General features: G+C 54.3%; 21 protein-coding genes. All 21 read left to right on the top strand.

Features of this window, described 5'->3' with window-relative positions:
* The 21 genes from B9N88_RS10585 (at position 1) to B9N88_RS10480 (ending at position 18,857) form a co-directional block, all read left to right on the top strand.
* Complete coding sequence (locus B9N88_RS10585) at positions 1 to 759, top strand: hypothetical protein (RefSeq protein WP_027606761.1); 759 nt, start codon at positions 1 to 3, stop codon at positions 757 to 759.
* Positions 756 to 1,457: a DUF2786 domain-containing protein gene (locus B9N88_RS10580; RefSeq protein ID WP_043293665.1), complete on the top strand. Its 702-nt coding sequence runs from the start codon at positions 756 to 758 to the stop codon at positions 1,455 to 1,457. The genes B9N88_RS10585 and B9N88_RS10580 overlap by 4 nt, the downstream gene beginning before the upstream one ends.
* On the top strand, positions 1,454 to 2,173 hold the full coding sequence (locus B9N88_RS10575; RefSeq protein ID WP_081744450.1) for an HNH endonuclease signature motif containing protein: 720 nt from the start codon (positions 1,454 to 1,456) through the stop codon (positions 2,171 to 2,173). Before B9N88_RS10580 ends, B9N88_RS10575 begins: the two co-directional genes overlap by 4 nt.
* On the top strand, positions 2,157 to 2,375 hold the full coding sequence (locus B9N88_RS10570; protein ID WP_027606764.1) for a hypothetical protein: 219 nt from the start codon (positions 2,157 to 2,159) through the stop codon (positions 2,373 to 2,375). Before B9N88_RS10575 ends, B9N88_RS10570 begins: the two co-directional genes overlap by 17 nt.
* Positions 2,372 to 3,721, top strand: a complete 1,350-nt coding sequence (gene dnaB, locus B9N88_RS10565) for a replicative DNA helicase (protein ID WP_027606765.1) — start codon at positions 2,372 to 2,374, stop codon at positions 3,719 to 3,721. Before B9N88_RS10570 ends, dnaB begins: the two co-directional genes overlap by 4 nt.
* 174 nt (positions 3,722 to 3,895) lie before the next feature.
* Positions 3,896 to 4,417, top strand: a complete 522-nt coding sequence (locus tag B9N88_RS10555; protein ID WP_027606767.1) for a hypothetical protein — start codon at positions 3,896 to 3,898, stop codon at positions 4,415 to 4,417.
* The gene (locus tag B9N88_RS10550) at positions 4,414 to 4,653 is read left to right on the top strand and encodes a type II toxin-antitoxin system HicA family toxin (protein ID WP_027606768.1); all 240 of its coding nucleotides are present in this window, start codon (positions 4,414 to 4,416) and stop codon (positions 4,651 to 4,653) included. Before B9N88_RS10555 ends, B9N88_RS10550 begins: the two co-directional genes overlap by 4 nt.
* Positions 4,653 to 5,654, top strand: a complete 1,002-nt coding sequence (gene yejK / locus B9N88_RS10545; protein ID WP_027606769.1) for a nucleoid-associated protein YejK — start codon at positions 4,653 to 4,655, stop codon at positions 5,652 to 5,654. The genes B9N88_RS10550 and yejK overlap by 1 nt, the downstream gene beginning before the upstream one ends.
* A 35-nt stretch (positions 5,655 to 5,689) precedes the next feature.
* Positions 5,690 to 5,926 carry an Arc family DNA-binding protein gene (locus B9N88_RS10540; protein WP_081744451.1) on the top strand — a complete coding sequence of 79 codons (237 nt, stop codon included), beginning with the start codon at positions 5,690 to 5,692 and terminating at the stop codon, positions 5,924 to 5,926.
* Positions 5,923 to 7,695: a ParB family protein gene (locus B9N88_RS10535; RefSeq protein ID WP_027606770.1), complete on the top strand. Its 1,773-nt coding sequence runs from the start codon at positions 5,923 to 5,925 to the stop codon at positions 7,693 to 7,695. The genes B9N88_RS10540 and B9N88_RS10535 overlap by 4 nt, the downstream gene beginning before the upstream one ends.
* A gap of 27 nt (positions 7,696 to 7,722) precedes the next feature.
* Positions 7,723 to 8,418: a DUF2857 domain-containing protein gene (locus tag B9N88_RS10530; protein WP_027606771.1), complete on the top strand. Its 696-nt coding sequence runs from the start codon at positions 7,723 to 7,725 to the stop codon at positions 8,416 to 8,418.
* Positions 8,415 to 9,716, top strand: coding sequence for an STY4528 family pathogenicity island replication protein (locus tag B9N88_RS10525; protein WP_081744452.1), 1,302 nt, complete (start codon positions 8,415 to 8,417; stop codon positions 9,714 to 9,716). Before B9N88_RS10530 ends, B9N88_RS10525 begins: the two co-directional genes overlap by 4 nt.
* A 56-nt stretch (positions 9,717 to 9,772) precedes the next feature.
* Positions 9,773 to 10,267 carry a hypothetical protein gene (locus tag B9N88_RS32340; RefSeq protein WP_143491250.1) on the top strand — a complete coding sequence of 165 codons (495 nt, stop codon included), beginning with the start codon at positions 9,773 to 9,775 and terminating at the stop codon, positions 10,265 to 10,267.
* Positions 10,260 to 10,985 (top strand): PFL_4669 family integrating conjugative element protein, encoded by a 726-nt coding sequence (locus B9N88_RS10515; RefSeq protein ID WP_027606772.1) that lies wholly within the window; start codon positions 10,260 to 10,262, stop codon positions 10,983 to 10,985. The genes B9N88_RS32340 and B9N88_RS10515 overlap by 8 nt, the downstream gene beginning before the upstream one ends.
* A 5-nt stretch (positions 10,986 to 10,990) precedes the next feature.
* The gene (locus tag B9N88_RS10510) at positions 10,991 to 11,530 is read left to right on the top strand and encodes a DUF3158 family protein (RefSeq protein ID WP_027606773.1); all 540 of its coding nucleotides are present in this window, start codon (positions 10,991 to 10,993) and stop codon (positions 11,528 to 11,530) included.
* 15 nt (positions 11,531 to 11,545) lie between these two features.
* Positions 11,546 to 12,010 (top strand): single-stranded DNA-binding protein, encoded by a 465-nt coding sequence (locus B9N88_RS10505; protein WP_027606774.1) that lies wholly within the window; start codon positions 11,546 to 11,548, stop codon positions 12,008 to 12,010.
* A gap of 111 nt (positions 12,011 to 12,121) precedes the next feature.
* Complete coding sequence (locus B9N88_RS10500) at positions 12,122 to 12,556, top strand: hypothetical protein (RefSeq protein ID WP_027606775.1); 435 nt, start codon at positions 12,122 to 12,124, stop codon at positions 12,554 to 12,556.
* A 165-nt stretch (positions 12,557 to 12,721) separates the two neighbouring features.
* On the top strand, positions 12,722 to 12,919 hold the full coding sequence (locus B9N88_RS10495; RefSeq protein ID WP_081744453.1) for a CrpP family ICE-associated protein: 198 nt from the start codon (positions 12,722 to 12,724) through the stop codon (positions 12,917 to 12,919).
* A gap of 96 nt (positions 12,920 to 13,015) precedes the next feature.
* On the top strand, positions 13,016 to 14,914 hold the full coding sequence (gene topA, locus B9N88_RS10490; RefSeq protein WP_027606776.1) for a type I DNA topoisomerase: 1,899 nt from the start codon (positions 13,016 to 13,018) through the stop codon (positions 14,912 to 14,914).
* A gap of 110 nt (positions 14,915 to 15,024) precedes the next feature.
* Entirely contained in the window at positions 15,025 to 16,905 is a 1,881-nt protein-coding gene (locus B9N88_RS10485) for a hypothetical protein (RefSeq protein ID WP_043293667.1), read from the top strand.
* Entirely contained in the window at positions 16,902 to 18,857 is a 1,956-nt protein-coding gene (locus tag B9N88_RS10480) for a DEAD/DEAH box helicase (RefSeq protein ID WP_027606778.1), read from the top strand. Before B9N88_RS10485 ends, B9N88_RS10480 begins: the two co-directional genes overlap by 4 nt.
* The last annotated feature ends 83 nt before the right edge of the window (positions 18,858 to 18,940 follow it).

Genomic DNA, 18,940 nt, shown 5'->3' with positions numbered 1-18,940 from the left:
ATGGCAAAGCCCTCTATTACCGATGCCCGCGGCATTACCGCTGATCTCATCCTAGAGGTTGGCAAGTACTACAGCGCTCAGCAATTGCGCACTTTGCAAGCCAAGCTAAGTGGGGCCGCGCGGGAAATCCACTCCCTGACAGGCGGTATCCATTTACCCGGTCGAATAGGCGCTCAGTTAAGCATTGAACAGCGTCAGCTTTTGCAGGACGCCGCGAAGCTCATTGATTCGGTCAATGCCAACATAAAGCACGCGAAGGAAAAGCGCGGCCGCGACGAAAACAAAGCCAAACGCCGTCAGCAATCTCGAGATGCCGAAGCCAAGCGCCTGGTAGCTGAAACATATCTAGAACCTATGGCCCCACAACCTGCGGCTTTGGAGCCTCTCTTAGATATTCTTAAAACGGCCCTGACGCTCAACCGCGCGGACGTCTTCAAGAATGGGTATTCCCCTAGAGAATTCAATCTCAGGCTCCGTGATTACCTATCCACAGCGCGGACGCGAAAACTCATTGGCTGGACCAGCCCAAGTGCTTTCTGGATAAGCACTGTTCTCTCTCTGCGGAATGAGGTGGTGCAAGCTGTAGAGCAGGAGATTGCTTATGACGATGGCTCAAATGTGCGGGATCGTCTCGATGCGTTGAAGCAGAAGGTCGCAGACTGTGTCGCCCGCGTCCACCTCTCTGCAGATGAAGAGGAAACATTGCGCCTATGGTCAGAGGCGCTCTCCCCCCGTACCCAAGCGGATGGGGGTGAATGATGGACAAGCAAAAAGTTCTCAGCAAGATCTCAAAGCTCATGGCGCTGGCCAAATCGCAAGGTGCTGCCCCAAACGAAGTGGAAATTGCACTTCGCCAAGCGCGCCATTTGATGAACCAGTACAACTTGAAACACACCGAAGTTGCTGCTCAAACAATCGAAGAAGCCAGTGTAAGCACCAAGACCCGGCGGGCGCCGCAGGATTGGCTGCACAACCTGGCCACAATCTGCGCACAAGCCTTCGATTGCACCCACCTGGCCTACTTTCATCCGCTGGCAGGCTGGTCATTCAAATTCTTGGGGAAGGGTATTTCGCCCGAGCTGGCCGCTCACGCCTATTCAACGCTGCATCACCAACTTGTCGCAGCCCGTCGAGCTCATGTTGCTCAGCAGAAGCGTTGCCAACTGAAAACAAAACGTCACCGTGGCCAAGTCTTTACCGAGGGATGGCTGAATGCCGTCGCCTCTAAAGTAAATCAGTTTGCAGGCGGGACAGACGACACCACGGTGCTGGAGATCCAAGCCTACCTGGAATGGCATCACCCAAACCTCACCGAACTCATTATCAAACCCATCGAAGCCAAAGGTCACGACACTCGCTCTTTGCAAGCAGGATGGGACCAGGGGAAGCACGCCAAGCTGCATCGTGGTGTTGGTCAGCAAGCAAATGAGGCCCTAGGTCATGGGGGTGGCCAATGAGCAAGTTGAGACTATCCCCGTTGGCGATGGCCGCCTTGGAACAAGCTCGCTCCCAATTGGGGCTTGCTCAGCCTCATAAGCACCACGTTTGGAGTGAGGAAGAAGAGCGCGCGCTAATTGATCGCTATCCCAACGAGAGAACTGAACTGCTCGCCTCAGAACTGAAAATATCGGTTTACCAGGTATACGCCAAAGCCTCCCGGCTGGGTTTGAAGAAGACCGAAGCTTTTCTTCTCAGCACGCAGTCCGGTCGACTGGACGGAACGCTGGGTGCGCAATATCGCTTTTGCAAAGGCTCAACACCGTGGAACAAAGGACTCAAAGGACGTCCCGCCTGCGGGCGCGCCGTTGAAACGCAATTCAAGAAAGGCAGCAAGCCCGGAAACTGGCTCCCCATCGGTAGCACTCGCCTTACACCCGACGGTTATCTCCAGAGAAAAATCACCGATACCGGTTATCCCCCTGTCGATTGGAAAGCCGTGCATGTCCTGCTCTGGGAAGAACACTTCGGCCCAGTCCCCACAAGTCATTGCGTGTGCTTCAAGGATGAAAACAAATCCAACATTTCCATCAGCAATTTGGAACTGATCACGCGAGCAGAGCGCATGCGCCGGAACACCATCCATCGTTATCCGGAAGAACTGAAATCTGCAATCCGCGCCGTCGGCAAACTCAAGCGCACCATTCGGGAGGCTGAACATGAAAAACAAGATTGAAGATCTACGCAATCACCTGTTCGTTGCGATTGAAAGCCTTCTCGACCCAGAGAAACCGATGGAAATAGAGAGGGCTAAAGCCGTTGCCGAAGTTGCTCAGGTAATGATCAATTCAGCAAAGGTTGAAGTCGAGATGGTCAAAGCCTTGGGCGCACGCAACGGCAGCGGCTTTCTGCAGATTGGCCAGGAGCCGGTGAAATGAACCACCTGGACCTATCACCGCCCTACTCCGTTGAGGCTGAACAAGGTGTTTTAGGTGGGCTACTGCTCGACAACAACACCTGGGATCTCATTGCGGACAAACTGGATGCATCTGACTTTTTTCGGCATGACCACCGGTTGCTGTTTCGGACAATAGCCGGCCTTGCTGACAAGTCCGCTCCATTCGATATCGTCATCGTCTTCAACGCGCTGGAGGATCCAGACGAAGCCGGAGGGCTGAGCTACCTGGGCGAGCTGGCCAAGAATACGCCGTCTGTAGCCAACATTGAGCATTACGCGTCCATTGTGCGTAATCGCTCCCGGCTCAGACAACTCATGTCTCTTGGCTACCAATGCTCTCGCGATGCCACGGATCCGCTGGCCAACGCGGAAGATGTTCAAGAGGCCATTGAACAACAGCTGTTCGCGCTTGGCGAAGGCAAGAGCGCATCTGAATTCGTCGACATCAACAAGTGCCTGACTACTGTCGTCGAGCAAATTGACGAACATTTCAACGGCAATATCACCGTGACCGGCGTGCCTTCAGGCCTGGACGATTTGGACGAGTTTACGTCGGGTTTTCAAGAAGCCGACCTGATCATTCTCGGTGCACGTCCATCGATGGGTAAAACGTCCCTAGCCTTGAACTTCATCGATACGGCTCTGCAGGCAAAGCTTGATCGTACGGTTCAAGTCTTCAGCATGGAAATGCCGGCCAAAGCACTGCTCTATCGGTTGATGGCAATTCTTGGCCATATCGATCTTGGGAAGCTATTGAAGGGCAAGCTCGATGACGAAGACTGGCCGAAGCTGACTGCGGCCGTTTCGCGTATCAATGCATACGGCGAGCGGCTGGTCATCGACGACTCATCAGCGCTCACACCTGCCGTTATCAGGGCCAAATCTCGTCGCGCAGCCCGTCGCTTCGGACACCCGAGCTTGATCCTGATCGATTACCTGCAGCTCATGCGCTGCCCAGGTCAGGAAAACAGGGCCAACGAAATCAGCGCTATATCCCAAAGCCTCAAGGCCCTGGCGAAGGAGATGAATTGCCCGGTGGTAGCGCTCTCCCAGCTCAACCGGGAGCTGGAGCGCCGCCCAAACAAACGTCCGATCAACGCAGACCTGCGTGATAGCGGCGCCATCGAACAGGACGCAGACCTGATCATATTCGTCTACCGGGACGAGGTGTACCACTCACAGACCGAACACAAAGGCATAGCCGAGATCATCATCGGCAAGGCTCGCAACGGTCCTACAGGCACCGTTCGCACGGCGTTCATAGCGCACCAAACTCGCTTTGCAAACCTCAGTGCAAACAGTAGCTGGCAAGGAGCACACCTATGAGCCCCCTCGCTCCGGTTGTCGTCACCCATTGGTGCCGCAACTGCGATTCACATCATCCATTCCAGCAGGTCCAGCACTGCGTGCCTGCTCCAACCGCTCTGAATGGCGAAGTGGACATTCTGATTTGTCCCAGTTGCAACAGCTACGACATCGAGGAGCTTCAGGAGGTGTCAGATGCACAGTAACGCTGCGCTTTTTCCAAGCATTCAAGCCGGTGAAGTCTTCGAAGCCTCTGCCGTGGTTCACGCCCACAAAACGGGCGTCAACCCAGTAGAACTTGATGCTCTAGCTCAAGCAGTCGGCCGTCTTACTCGTGACCACAGCACCGTGGTCCCAGTGAGCATGCGCGAGGACCTGCTGGAATTTCAGAAGCTCGGCTACGTCGAGCTGGCCGACACCCTCAGCGCAACCATCTCCGTTGAACTGCTGTGCGCAGGCGCCTTGCTATCAAGTTACTTCTGGTCGGTTTGGGTCCCCCGGCACCTCCAAAGCTGCTCACTGAAAGTGTCGGTCATGGCTCACCTGCAACACCCCGCGCCAGTGCAGCACTGCACCGTCGTGTTCCGCGTGCCTGGCTCGCGCGAGGCAACTCGTAATTTTCTGCATGAGCTCGGCAGCAAATTCCCGGGTGACCAGGCCGAAATCATCGCGATTCAGGCAGGGAACGTTTTAGCAGACAAGGACGCAGAGCTATGACGACCAACCTCATACGCGGAAAGCACGAGAACCTTCGCCACCTGGTGGAATTTGCCAGGGCCAATGGTTGGACTGTGTCGCGGACTCAAGGTGGCCACATCCAGTTTACCAAGCCCGGCCTTGGATCAATCTACACATCGTCGACCGCAAGCGATTACCGCGCGGCCCTCAACGCCAAAGCTCGCATTCGCCGTGCCGATCGAGCTCAAACCCAACACACTCAGGAGGCAATCTAATGCCTATCCGTCATTGTATTGTTCATCTGATCGACAAAAACCCCGACGGCACACCTGCAGTTCTCCACGCCCGTGACTCCGAGCTTGCTAAGTCAGAGGCCATCGAGAACATGCTTGCCGACCTCAACGAGAGCTACAACGCCAAACAAGGCAAGGCCTGGGGTTTCTTCCATGCCGAGTCCGGAGCGCACCCGTTCAGCGGCTGGTTGAAGGAATATTTCAATAGTGCCCTGGATTTCACCACGTTCAGCCGCACCGCCGTCGAGCACCTGCAGAGGATGATGGAAGAGTCCAACCTATCCACCGGCGGCCACGTGCTGTTTGCCCACTACCAGCAAGGCATGACCGACTACCTCGCCATCGCCCTGCTGCACCACAGTGAAGGCGTGGCGGTGACCGACGAGCTGGACGTCACCCCGTCCCGCCATCTCGACCTGGGCCAGTTACACCTGGCAGCGCGTATCAACGTGTCCGAGTGGCAGAACAACAAGCAGTCCAAGCAGTACATCTCGTTTATCAAAGGCAAGAACGGCAAGAAGGTCTCGGAATACTTCCGCGACTTCATCGGCTGCCAGGAAGGCGTCGACGGCCCGGGCGAGACGCGTACCCTGCTCAAGGCCTTCAGCGACTTCGTTGAAAGCGAAGACTTGCCGGACGAATCCGCCCGCGAAAAAACCAAGACCCTGGTCGATTACGCCAGCAGCCAGGCCAAACTCGGCGAACCCATGGGCCTTGAAGAATTGTCGGGGTTAATCGATGAGGATCGGCCCAAGGCGTTCTACGACCATATCCGCAACAAGGACTACGGCCTGTCGCCGGAAATCCCTATGGATAAACGCACTCTCAACCAGTTTCGTCGGTTCACCGGCCGTGCCGAAGGCTTGTCCATCAGTTTTGAAGCGCACCTGCTAGGGGACAAGATTGAGTACGACGAGGCATCCAGCACGTTAATCATCAAGGGGTTGCCCACCCAACTCACTGATCAGCTGAAACGTCGCTGAACACAAACCTTAAACCCAAGGCATCGGAGCCCACCATGAGCAACCAACCAAAACGTCAGCTGGAAGAAAAATTCGTCGTCCGACTTCCCGATGGGATGCGTGAACGGATCGCGCTGCGAGCGCGTGAAAACACCCGTTCAATGAACTCAGAAATTGTCCATCGCTTGGAGACTACAGTCGAGCTTGAGGCGGCGCTTGATCGTGCACTAAAAATCATTGATCAACTTTTGGCAGCAGTACCAGCCTGTGAGCTGCCTGGAGCCAGAGTATGAAACAGTCTTTGGCTCAGACTATGAAAGAGAAACTGCAACTGCCGGCCTTTCAATCAAATTCGCCAGTAGCAGCGCGCATGAGCGATCCAATCGTCGATACCCCTATGCTGTTGACGCTCGATGAAACATTGCCGTATGACGAGAACCCACGGACAACTCGAAACCCGAAGTACGATGAAATTAAAGAGTCCATACGCAATCGAGGTCTCGACACGCCCCCTCCCGTCACTCGCAAACCTGGTGAGGAGAAGTACCGGATTCGGAACGGTGGCAACACGCGCCTGGCCATTCTAAACGAGCTGTACCGTGAGACCGGGGACGAGAAGTTCTTCAAGTTCCACTGCCTGTTCCGTCCATGGGACACCGTTCGTGGGGAGATCATCTCGCTCACCGGGCACCTGGCCGAAAACGATCTGCAGGGTCAACTCCTGTTCATTGAGCGGGCTATTGGCGTCGACAAGGCCAGAGCTTTGTATGAGGAGGAGTCTGGTGAGGCTATTTCTCAAAGTGAGCTTTCTCGACGTTTGAAAGCTGATGGCTACCCTGTTTCTCAACCTCACATCAGTCGGATGCAGGACACTCTTCGGTACTTATTGCCAGCAATTCCGGCAGTGCTATATTCCGGCCTCGGCGTTGATCGAATTTCTAAGCTTCTTGCACTGCGCAAGACAGCACTTCAGTGCTGGGAGCGCAATTATCAAGAACAAGGGCAGCACCTAGAGTTTGATACGATTTTTCAAGATGTCCTTTCCCAGTTTGAGGGAGACGCCGAGGAGTTTCTGTTCCAGCGCTTCCAGGACGAGCTGATTGATCAGCTCAAAAAGCCGTTAAATCTCGGTTACGAGAAAATACTGCTGGAAATCACTCAGAACCAGGACCAGTTACGCCGATCAACACCAGTACTTGAGATGCCTCAGCATCCTGTCTCGCAACTTGAGGGGTTGCCTCAGTCGAGTCCCCAAAACAATAGCACTGAGTCAAATCAGAACCCGTCACAATTACCATCAACTCATGTTTCTGAGGGCACGCCTAAGCCAACTTTGACCACGGCGAGCCCTCCCCATCCAGTTGGCCAACATAAGCTGGCCCCTCCCCCTCAAGAGCAAATGAGCCCGCAAGAGCGCCAAAAGCGCATTGATGGGCACATTGCAAGTCCAGTGAAAAGCTCCCCCAAAGTCGACAAGATGAAACGGGAGCTCGCTGCGCTTGATGGTGAAGTATTACCCGACTTTGCATCCAACGCCTTAGTGGCCATCCCTGTTCAAGCTGGTGGTCTCAACCCCATATCTGACCTTTGGTACATCGAGCGTGAAATCGACAATGCCATGACCCTGCGTCAGCACATCGCGCAATTGGCTCGTGAAATTGCCAGCTCGGTAAAAGCACCAGGTCAATTTATCGATATCGAAAGTGGCGTGGGTTTCAGATATCGACACCCCGATGCGGAAGGAGAAGTGGAAATCACTGCTACAGCCCAGCATACGTTGACGCTTCTTCAGTCTTTAAGCGGTTCGGTGGCCATCGTTCTGAAAATGATTCAGGAGCAGCCCGATCTGCAGGTCGACGCTTTGACCGACTTCGAATTCGCAGCTGGGCTTGGGCATCTCTTACTTGGCCAGCCTTATACGAAAGACAACCCCCCAGAGACTGAAGGCCGCCTCAGCGACGGCGCACTGGTGAAGCTCTTCCGAATAATTCGACTCGCAAGGCGTTTGATTGATTTAGAGGTCAAGTTAACTGCCGGCGATAGTGCGAACCCAGCTAGCTAAAACAGGACCACTACGAGGGGAGTCGTCATGTCCAAGATACCAATCAACGAAGCCATCCTGTCTCAGGTGCTTCATCACATGCGCAACGGCCAACTTCGGCGTTGCATCGAGATGGGTTTGGAGCCTGAAATCCTGGCCCAGCTCCAACAACCGTCAGTCCTGAGCTTATTGCTCAACACTCCAGTCTCTTGGTGCAACGTCACCATCGATGGAGAGATGGTGAAAAAACTGCTGATAGGGGCGCAGCGGTCCGACGAAGAAGTGCGCACGATCGAACGTGCGCTTCGACTAGGCGCGACCACTCAGATGCTGCAACAGTTCTTCGGGCTTTCACCCCAGGACGTAGCCCTTCAACGCTTAATGATCGGTGTAACAGCGCGTCGCGGCCGGTGGCGAGAATTCAGTGAGGAGATGGACGCTCACCTTTGGTACAGATGGACGCACCTGATGCAGGAACATCAGGTTGAGCTTGAAGACAGCCTCGCCTTGCTGGATATCGCCATGCTGGTCGCCGAAGAGCTCAACACCCCCCAGGACACCCATGCAGATGAAAGCTCCGAGAACCTCAGTCTAGCAATCATCTGGCATCGCATTCAGTCCTGGATAAAGGAGGGGCTTTATCCCCCTGCAAGCACGGGCCTCCCGAGAAAGCTACAGCTGGTGTCTTCTCAACGACTGGCTCAGCCTGCAGCGACACCGGCGGAAGGTGATCCCGTACTATGAGGTTGTCTCGGCTCCCATTGTCGACGCTTTTAGACTCGGCCTCGGGCCACCTTGAAGCTCACTTGCTTCAGAAAAAAGAGTCGGCGCCTCCGGGGATCGAAGGTTCAGCCCCCTACTCCGGAATCATATTCAGCGGGAACCCACACGAGACGGTGCCTCGCAGATTGCTTCTGGATGACCGACTGACCCCGCTTGAAAGAAACACCTGGCAGGTGTTCCGGCTACTGATCAATGACGACGGCCTTACGGCGTTCCCCACCTATGACCAACTACGGCCATATCTGGGCATGCAACCCGGCAGGCCAGCCTCGCGAGAAACCGTATCAAAAGCTTTGGTCACTCTACGGCTTACACGCTGGCTTAGCCTGGGCCGCCGTGTGCGCAATGACCTGAGTGGACAAGTTCAAGGTAACGTCTACTTGCTTCATGACGAACCGGTCACACCAGCCGAAGCCATAGAATTCGATAAGGATTATTTACAGCTACTTGCACAGTCCATGGAGCATCAGACCAAGGTGATCCGTGAAGTCGCGCAGATTGCCTGGAAAGAATTCGCTGCCGATCCAGACGTTGGTCAGCGCTTACCAAGCCGATTGGACGTCATCGAGTCTCGTTTGAACAGCCAGTCCTGGACAACGGCGCGCACGCCAATACCTCTAAAAGCGACTGAGTTCGGAGTCCGAACTCAGCAAAATACACCACAGTTGCCACTGAGTTCGGATGCCGAACTCAGTGCACACAGCGGCGAGCGAATCGCTTTTGAGCCGAGTTCGGATGCCGAACTCAGCCAAAAATCAATGGGTTCGGACTTAGTTCGGCATCCGAACTCATATAGTACGTATACAGATACACACAAAGATGTTTGTAAAAGCTCTGTACATGTACCGCTGACTTCGACCGACATGGCCGCCGATTTGCTCGATGCACTGCATCGGCTACCGGCTGATCAAAAACAGAGCGCGGTGGTGGCGCTGCAAAAAGTCCCAGAAGAGCTGAAGCCAGCGCTCATCAAACAATGGGTGCACCGCTGTGACTCAGGAGGGATACGAAACCCGCTGGGCTATTTGATGACACTTGTCGGCATGGCTGTCCGTGGAGACTTCAACAGCCACTGGGATCCTGATGACAAAGCAAGATCCAGCCCCTCACGCCAGGGAGCTGCAAATCCTCCATCTAATGCCACTCAACCGGCTAAAACGGTTGCAGAAACCCGCAGTCCTGAGTCGGTACAAACCGCTAGAAACACACTCAGCGGAATGTTGCATCTGCTCAGACCCAATCGCGGTACGCATCCATGATAACAACCCCGATAGTAAGCTCGGCCCCATTCTACTTGGCAGATCCAGGTATCAGCATGGACAGCAAGCCGAGCTATGCGGCCCGCATAGCTCGACAGAGTTCCGATATCGGCAGTGGCCAATCAAACTATGCATATCAGAGCTATGCGGCCCGCATAGATCGTCAGAGCTTCAATATCGGCAGTGGCCAATCGAACTATGCATATCAGAGCTATGCGGCCCGCATAGCTCGACAGAGTTCCGATATCGGCAGTGGCCAATCGAACTATGCATATCAGAGCTATGCGGCCCGCATAGATCATCAGAGCTCCAATATCAGCAGTGGACAATCGAACTACGCATATCAGAGCTATGCGGCCCGCATCACTATGTCAGGACCCGGCATCGATAACTGCACTCAACCAAGCGGGCGGCCTGATCTCTCCATATATAAAGAGACATCAACAAATCCCCTTCCATCGGGTAATGGATTTGTTGCTGCGCCTCCTATAGCCAAATCGCAGCATGGGCACGTCACTCCTCTCCTCAAGGAAAAACTGCACCATGGCTGATAATTTCCGGCTCAACATCGGTTCACTGCGTAGCGATGTGAAGCTCACTCTTCACACTCACCACGCCGCACGCATCTGGATGGGACGTCCAAAAAACGATCTAAAAGTCGGCATCATTGGCTTGTCGGGTTTTTGTAGTGTCGTCAATCGCATGTCACGCGGAGCCCAGCAGGACGATCCGTACTCTGATTGGTGGATGATTCTTATAGAAGAAAAAATCAATGAGTCCAAGCAAGCACTGAAGAACATCGAAGAGCGCTTGGATATGGCCATGGCTTCCCTGCCACCGGCCATTAGCATCAGTGAAAACCTTTCAATTCAGCCAGTCAGTCTCCCGCTTTATATCTCCAACCCTCTAGGCTTTCAGGCCGTATTCCTGCTGACCAACTACGACGAAATAGTTAGGCGCATCTTGCTGGCCCAGCACGTCGGACTCGTCGGGCGCCACGATATGGAAACCTGGATAGATGAAGGCGCAGCGGTACTCAGGAGACTTTTTGGATTGGCCCAGAACTATAAATACTCCGGTGCTGCACGCGATGACTTCGCCGCCAACAATGCCAAAGCTGATGCAGCCCGCAAAATGTACGAGCGTTATGGAGAACTGCCACAGGACATCCTGGAAGGCACCCGCCGTTCGAACTTCGCTCCACCCATCATTCGCGGCCAGCAACAAACCGAGGTGGAAGATCACTTCGATGGGGCCGAAGAGGGTTGAAGCACATGGGCCAGCAAAAATCCGACGATGGAGCTCTGCAACAGACTGCCTTTCGGCCACTGCAACAGGATGCCTTTCAGCAACTGCAACAGGCTGCCTCACTAAAAGGCCTTTTAAAGCCTTTTAAAGGTAAGGGGGAGCTGACCCAATTTGCCGCGTTATGCCGAGTTCAGGAGTCGGGTTTGAAAGCCCTTGCCCAGGGCGTACTGGAACAGGCCCGACGGTATCCGTTCACCTTGGTGCCTGTTCGGCTTACCGAGCAAAACACTCAAGCCGGGACGCAATTTCTGAGATGGCAACAGGTGACAGATCGCCGAATGGGCGTTGGGGTTTGGGCGGACATGATGGGCTCCCCCAGAACACCGGAATCCATGCTGCAGGACCTGTATGCGATGGAGCTTCAGCGGATCACGTTAAACATGCAGATGAGCTTGGTCCACTCCATCGCCAAACAGGCCGCCGAATGTGCAGAAAAAATGGGCCATGCGGAGGCCGTGTACATGGCTCGCTTGCAGCAGCTCACCAAACCAATGCAACACCAATAACCTCGGAGAACACTCATGGGTACGCCAGTACAAGGCTGGGAAGGCAACATCGGCTCGACACCGGAGTTCAAAGAATTCCCCAACGGTAACAAGGATCCACGTCGACTCATGCGGATCAACGTCTACTTCGACAATTCGATTCCGGACGGTAAAGGCGGTTATGAAGATCGTGGCGGATTCTGGGCAAACGTCGAATGGTGGCACAAGGACGCGGAACACTATTCGCAGCTGTTTCAGAAAGGCATGCGCGTGATCGTTTCCGGCCGCGCCGTTATGGACCGCTGGGAGAACGACCAGGGCGAATTCGAAGCCCTGAAAATTCAGGCCAGCCGAATTGGCATGCTGCCACACCGCGTGACCATGGTGAATCTTGCGCCTTCACAGAGCCAGAACTCGCAACAGTCCAACGGACCAAAATCGCGGCCGCAGCCGGCACCAGGCCCTGATGAATATCCGGAATCTGATCCTCTGAACTTCTGAAAACCAGGGGCTTAATTTTCGGCCCCATTCGTGAGGCTGCCGGTGGTGGGGGATACGGCTCATCGTTACCCTCACCCAGTTTGAAAACTCGCTTCGAAGTCGGAGTTACCGATGTGCGAAAACTTTAGAGATCCAACCGGGTACGTTGTCATTGCTGCAGAGCATCCGGTTTTAGGCCGTGTTTTCTGGGCGTACTTCGATGAAAGCGAGGTGAATGCCCCCGACTACTACGGACTTACTCTAGATTCGAACCGTGCCTCGTGGGCACCACTTGGTTGGCGGACCGGCGAGCACCAGATGGGTGGACGTAGGGAGACTGATCTTGATACCTGGCAAGCACGTCGATTCCGCGACACACTCCTCGACCCATTCCGCCTTGATGCTGAATACCGCGTTGACTTCGAAGATGATGGAGAGATCACTGAAGAGCTCTACGGTAGTCTTGAGCGCTTGCGTGTTCAGAGCGGGCAAACAACAGAGGCCTTTGTTGAGTGGATTTGGAGCGCGGCTTGGTTGGACGAACCTGCCCCAAACTTGCCGGAATAACCAACTATCCAATCTGAAAAAATCGCGCAATCCGTGAGTTTTTTGATTTAAATAACCCATATATCGGCAAACTTAAGCACTGATTTTCAATCTGTAAAGTTTTTCGAATAAAATCAACCTATGTAGTTACCGACTGTTTGATCAGCTCTTCGAGGACCGCCTCCGATGGCGTCAACCCACCCAGTATTGAAGCCAACAGATAGGCGGCAATTCAATAACCCCCACGCTGCTGTGCAAATAGCCGGTGCGGAGGCCGCCCGAAAAGGGCTACGGGTGTATGACTGCCCTTACCATCACCCCGCCATGCGCGCGTCGTGGCTAAAGGGCTTTGCCCAGGAACAGCAGCTATCGCTCGACCTCTAGCACCTGAAAGCCCTTTCTTGCTCATTGAGCATTTCCCATTGAAGCCCTACCCCCCTGACGCGAGAGTCCCACTCTGGAAAATTGAGAGGGCACCCCATGAAGCTATTAATCATCGAGGCACCAGGTAAGCTGAAAAAGCTCCAGCCAATGATGAAGAAGCTGCGCCCAGGCGAAGACTGGCAGGTGGTTGCCAGTGGTGGGCACATCCGTGACCTACCGGCCCGAGGGCAGGACGACAACATGATCACCACCGGCGTACGCAAAAATTACACGCCGGTGTATGAGATCCTGGATAAAAGCACCAAGGCCGTGCGGAACATCAAGGCGGCAGCGAAACAAGCCAGCGAAATCTACCTTGCAACAGACCCGGATCGTGAAGGTGAAAGCATCAGCTGGCATATCCAACAGGTGCTGGGCGTCAAGGACTACCAACGCATCACCTTCAACGAAATCACTCTGAAGCGTGTTGAAGAAGCCCTGGCCAACCCGCGCAAAATTGACCTGAACAGGGTCGCCTCGCAAGAGTGCCGGCGCGTACTTGACCGTCTGGTGGGTTACCTGGTGACACAGGAGCTTCGCCGCCTCATGGGCAAACCCACTTCTGCGGGACGAGTTCAATCACCGGCTGTCTACCTGGTGGTGTTGCGCGAGCGCGAGATTCGCACCTTCCACGTCATCAATTACTTTGGTGTGCGGCTCAACTTCCAGGGACCAATGGGAGACTGGTACGCAGACTGGCAACCCGTGCCTGACTTCGCGACCAAGGATTTTCCCTACGTCCAGGACGGGAATCTGGCGCAGCTCGTTGCCGGCACACGCAATGTCGTTGTCGAATCCTGTGACGACCGCAAGGCTGAACGTAACCCTCCTGCGCCTTTCATCTCTTCCACGCTTCAGCAAGCGGCGAGCAACGCCTTGAAATGGGACCCGGATAAGACCATGCAGGTCGCCCAGCGGTTGTACGAGCAAGGCGTCATCACCTACCACCGGACGGACAACCCCAACGTTCCAGACGAAGCCATGGAGGATATTAGAACCGTGGCCAGATCTATCGGGGTGGAGGCCGTCGACGTGCGACGTACATTCAAGTCCGCCGAAGGTGCTCAGGAAGGCCACCCCGCAATTACACCGACGCATTGGGCTGATGCCAAGGCTGGTGAAAACGACGAGGAGCTCGCCCTGTACAAGTTGATATGGGTCCGGGCTCTTGCAAGCCAGCTTGAAGCAGCAGTGTTCGATGTGCGTACCGTAAAACTGCTCGCGGTTGGCCCAAATGGTAAGACGCTGCGATTCAATGCAACAGGTGAAACCCTCTTCCATCCCGGGTGGCGAAAACTGCTGAAAGGTGATGACACTGACGATGAGGAAGATGCAACAGCCAGCAACCCAGTGCCTGCACTGTCACCTAAACAGATCCTCGCTGTGCACAACGGAGAACTGCTGCAGAAGAAAACCCAGCCCCCTTCGCGCTACACGAAGGCCAGTTTGATCAAGGAAATGGAGCGCCGCGGTATTGGCCGTCCCAGTACGTTCGCCTCGATCTTGAAGAACATCACCAGCAAAGGCCTGATCGAGGAAAAAAGCCGCAAACTGGTACCGGCCCCACTTGGCGAGGAAACAATCGCCAAGCTGGAAGGTTTCTTCAGTTTCGTGGAGCTCGATTTTACGCGGGAGCTGGAGCGCGATTTGGACAAAATCGCCCAGGGCCAAGACACCTATGGAGCTGTAGTTGCGCGTCTGCATAGGCGACTAGAAGAGGAACTGTCCCAGCAGCGTGGAATGCCGAGTGTGCCCATGGCGTCCGCTCCACGCCCAGACGCAGCAGGTGGCGCGTTCAACTGTCCCAAATGCAATCAACCCCTCGCAAGGCGACAGAAGAAAGGGGACGGTGGATATGACTTTTGGGGATGTACAGGCTTCAAATCGAATGGATGCAGGGTGAGTTTTCCAAACTTGAATGGCAAACCAGATCTCAATAAACCCAGAGGGGTGTGACTTCTGCCATTCCCGATATAAATTACCGTGAACGCCGTTACGCATTACCCCTGGAAGCCCACCCGCCCTATACCTGACATTCCTCTGCGAAATCGCAGAGGAGGTCATGGGTGAGCGTACAGAAAAGACAACCGGTGTTAGGACTGCGCATCTTAGCGCCGAAGCTGGAGAAGTTCTCAGACCGGCAAATTGAAGTCGCCCAGACCTGGGCTTTGCATTTTAGCGTACCGCCCTCCCGACTGACCTCATTCATAGAAACCTATCTGAGTTCGACCGCACACACGCGGTGCTGGTGCGTCACCCTGCCTTCAACAAGTGATCAAACACAGCCAGTTTTGGCCAGAATCGGCGATCACCTCCAGTACTTCGATGGTCATCAGGTTAAGGCCTGCAAAATCACCAGCAAGGACCGCGTCCACAAGAAAAAACCCACCGCATTGGTGGCCCAGCAGTTACTGCTCAGGTTTGAAAAACGTTGGTATGCAGACGCCCTGCTCACCTCTTTCTGCAAGTCGGCTGGAGAAAGGGCGCAAGCCCTATCGATTGAAGATCTGGGAGGCTCTAATCGCAGCGGCTACTATTCGACGGTGAGCAACAATCGGTACTTCAATCCTCGAAACCGGTTTTACCTGAAGCAGATTGGCAGCACGCTGAAGCAGTTTTGCCGGTGCCTGGATCAGGAACTACTGTTCGCCATCCGTTCAGCGCAATGCCCCTCTCCCAAGCTCTATAACTGGCTGGCTCAAGGCGACCGAAAACGCCGCCTCCAGGCCTTGAAAGCCCAACCAGTACTGATTCCACTTATGGTACTGGTAGATCAATGGCCGTGGCCGTGGGATGGGCAGCAGCAGGTATACATGACCTGCCCGTGGGACGACCTTCAAGAATGCCGCCCAAACTGGAGCGGAGATGGCTCTTTGATCAACGCGCAAGAGTGCCTGATCGGTCGCATTGCAGATGCAGGCCTTCCGCTTAACGACACGCTGGCGTGGCTGCTACAGACGCCGCGTACTGCAGTGCGCTACTTAGGGCAACAACGAGTATTCGATACCGGCAGTGCATTGACCCGTATCAATCGTGAGGGACCTGAACGGCCCTGGCATCGACTACTGCTAGGAGCTTCACTGGGCAATCGACGTCCCCTTAAAAAAGCGCACTGGATCACATTCTTCGCCTTGTTGGATAAAATTCCGTATCAACTACGGGATCAAACGCAGGACTGGAACAGGCTGCTGTCGGGGTGTCCAACGGATTGGTCGGATCCCAGTTGGTCCAAAATCGCCGACGACTTGCGAGACCTGAACGAGCTTTTCAACAACATAGATGAGAGCTACGGACCTGATGCCTGTGAAGCACTGCATAAACTCAAAAGCTTCATTGGTACTGCCACCTATCACCAGATCGCCAGCTTGGTGGATGGCTTTCACCTCGCAATGATAGGCATACGTGAAGCTCTTGATGCCGCAGATCCCCAAACCCAAACAGACTCTTTAACACCCTGGAGGACGCTGCTTAATTCAAACGACCCACTTCTCGTAAGCCCGAATGGGCTGCAAATTGTCGAGCTGAAATGCCCAGCCGATCTTTATGCGGAACATCGAGCGCTGGGGCATTGCATTGATGGTTACGACTACAGCGCTTATCGGGGCAACTGCCGTCTTATGTCGGTTCGCGAAAACGGGAAATCGTTGGCCTCTGCCGAAATCCAAATGGATGAGAGCGCATGGGGCGAAACGCTAGCAAAATTGACTCCCAAACACCTGGTGACGATACAACTGAGAGGCCATAAAAATCGTACACCTAAGTCTGGATCCAGGGTTGACCGGGCCTATCAATGGTTTTGGGCAAAGATCAAATCGGGTGAACTCGCCATCAACCTGGAATGGCCAGACCAGACGCTATCCATGTCTCGCTATACAAATCGAAACCGGAAAAAAATGCATGCTCAAGCGTGCGCGAAATGGATCAACCTGCGCCTGAGCAAAACATGAGCCGTCCGCGCCTCATGAATCGCCGGCAGGACCTAGTCGAAAAGGTCATTTTTGACGGCTATGACTTCGGCATTTTGTTGCAGTACGTCGACGGAGCCAATCGGCTGTTTCTAGAACGTGATGGTTTCTACATCCGACGTGCCGAGCATCCCCAGCATCGCTATTGGCGCTTGCCTAAAGGCAAGTTGCTGGATGACCTGGATGTGCTCTTTCACCGTTTAATCGAGTTGTGCGAGAACCGCTTCAACGAAAGCTGGGAGACGTTTTCACATAAGATCACAGCCGCACAGAAAGTCCCAGATCGGCAGGCATTCACTTGGGGGCTGACCTTTCGAATCGCTCCGCTGGTTCAAGGGGGGATCCTACTATCGGGTGACTACCACCCAGGCTTAGTCGCAGTTGCTCGGCGTATGCACGGCGTGTTCCTCGGGCACTCCAAATCATGGCGCATCGATGCCGGTGCGGAGTTGGTGCGAAGTAACCTGATTCTAGAACTTGGTGTGTCAGAGGATCAGTTCGAGATCCTGGACACCGTGCAGGAACTGCTGACTGATGGATCCATTGTTCCTGCTGATGAAATCACGCGCATCAGTCTTGGAGGACCTCCCCAAGAACGTTCAGCACAAGCAGCTGATGACAGCACCTCAACCGATGTGTATCTCGCGGCCGTGCCCTCCATCGAGCGCACCGAGTTCACCACCGAGCAAATCAATCAGGCCTTGGCTGGATATTCTTTACTGGACCATCAACCGGCGGGCATTCGGCACCTGCTACAGAGGACCAGCGCCTTACTCGCGGATGATATGGGGCTTGGCAAAACACGCCAGGCAATCATTGCAGCTGCTGTCAGAGCCTCTGGTAGACCTATCTTGGTGATCACCTTGTCGACGTTGATCATCAACTGGCAACGCGAGATCCAGATGGTGTATCCCAACGCCACAATCGGTCAGCAGGTCTATGATCCATCTTCTCAGTGGATTATCACCAACTACGAACGCCTGGGCGATTTTGTCCTGCATGCAGGCCAATTTGAGGTAATGATCATTGATGAAGCTCACCGCCTGAAAGAGCCTACAGCTGCGTGGACACGGCATGGCTTCGATATTGCCGCCAAGGTGCCGAATCGATACCTGCTGACTGGTACCCCGGTACTCAATCGAGAATCAGAACTTCATACGCTGCTGCGCCTGTCCGGTCATCCTGTCGGAAAGCTGCCCCTTAAAGAGTTCTGCGAACAATTCGCTGGCAGTCAGGATTTTCGCAAGAATCTTCGCGATGCGATTGGCGATTGGATGCTGCGTCGACGCAAGGATGTTTTACCAGGACTTAAAGGCAAACAGCGCCAAACGTTACCCGTTGAACTCACCATTGAAGAACGCAAGCAATATGATCAGATTCGCCTAGAAGATAGACCTAGCCTCGCCAGGCTGGGATCACTGCGTCAATTACTTGAGCAGGTGAAGGTTCGCGTCGTTATGGATCTGCTGTGCGAACTAGACGCGGAGGACAAAGTTATCTTGTTCTGTGAGTTCAAGGACACGGTAGGAACATTGCGCTCTCGGTGCGAGCAAGCAGAGTACGGGTGCGTTACGGTTGTCGGCAGTGACTCGGTAGGCAAGCGGCAGAAAGCGATCGACAAATTCCAAAGCGATCCTGACACCCGTGTATTTGCCGCTACGACGTCTGCTGCTGGCACCGGCAACAACCTCACAGCCGCCAACTACGTCATGTTTTTGGGGCTGCCATGGACACCAGGATTGCAGGACCAGGCAGAGGACAGAGCCTATCGAAACGGTCAGTTGCGCATGGTCGTGGTGAAAATCCCGCTTGTGGAAAACACCATCGACCAGATGTTATGGCAGATGCTGCTGGATAAGCGCCAGTTGGCAAGTGACCTCATTGAGCCCGATGCTGCTTCTAACAACCGAATGGAGTTAGCAACCGCGCTTTAGGTTCGATCAAAGCAGACCTTCAAGGGTATCAGCCCTCTCACGCCCCAAACTAAAGCGATTAAATCCAAAAACCGATTCCCGTA

The organism is Pseudomonas sp. LAMO17WK12:I1, assembly GCF_900177315.1.
In the GTDB taxonomy this organism is placed as follows: Bacteria; Pseudomonadota; Gammaproteobacteria; order Pseudomonadales; family Pseudomonadaceae; genus Aquipseudomonas; species Aquipseudomonas marginalis.
The sequence above is the reverse complement of the archived record's forward strand: the minus strand, read 5'-3'. Positions and strand labels throughout refer to the sequence as shown.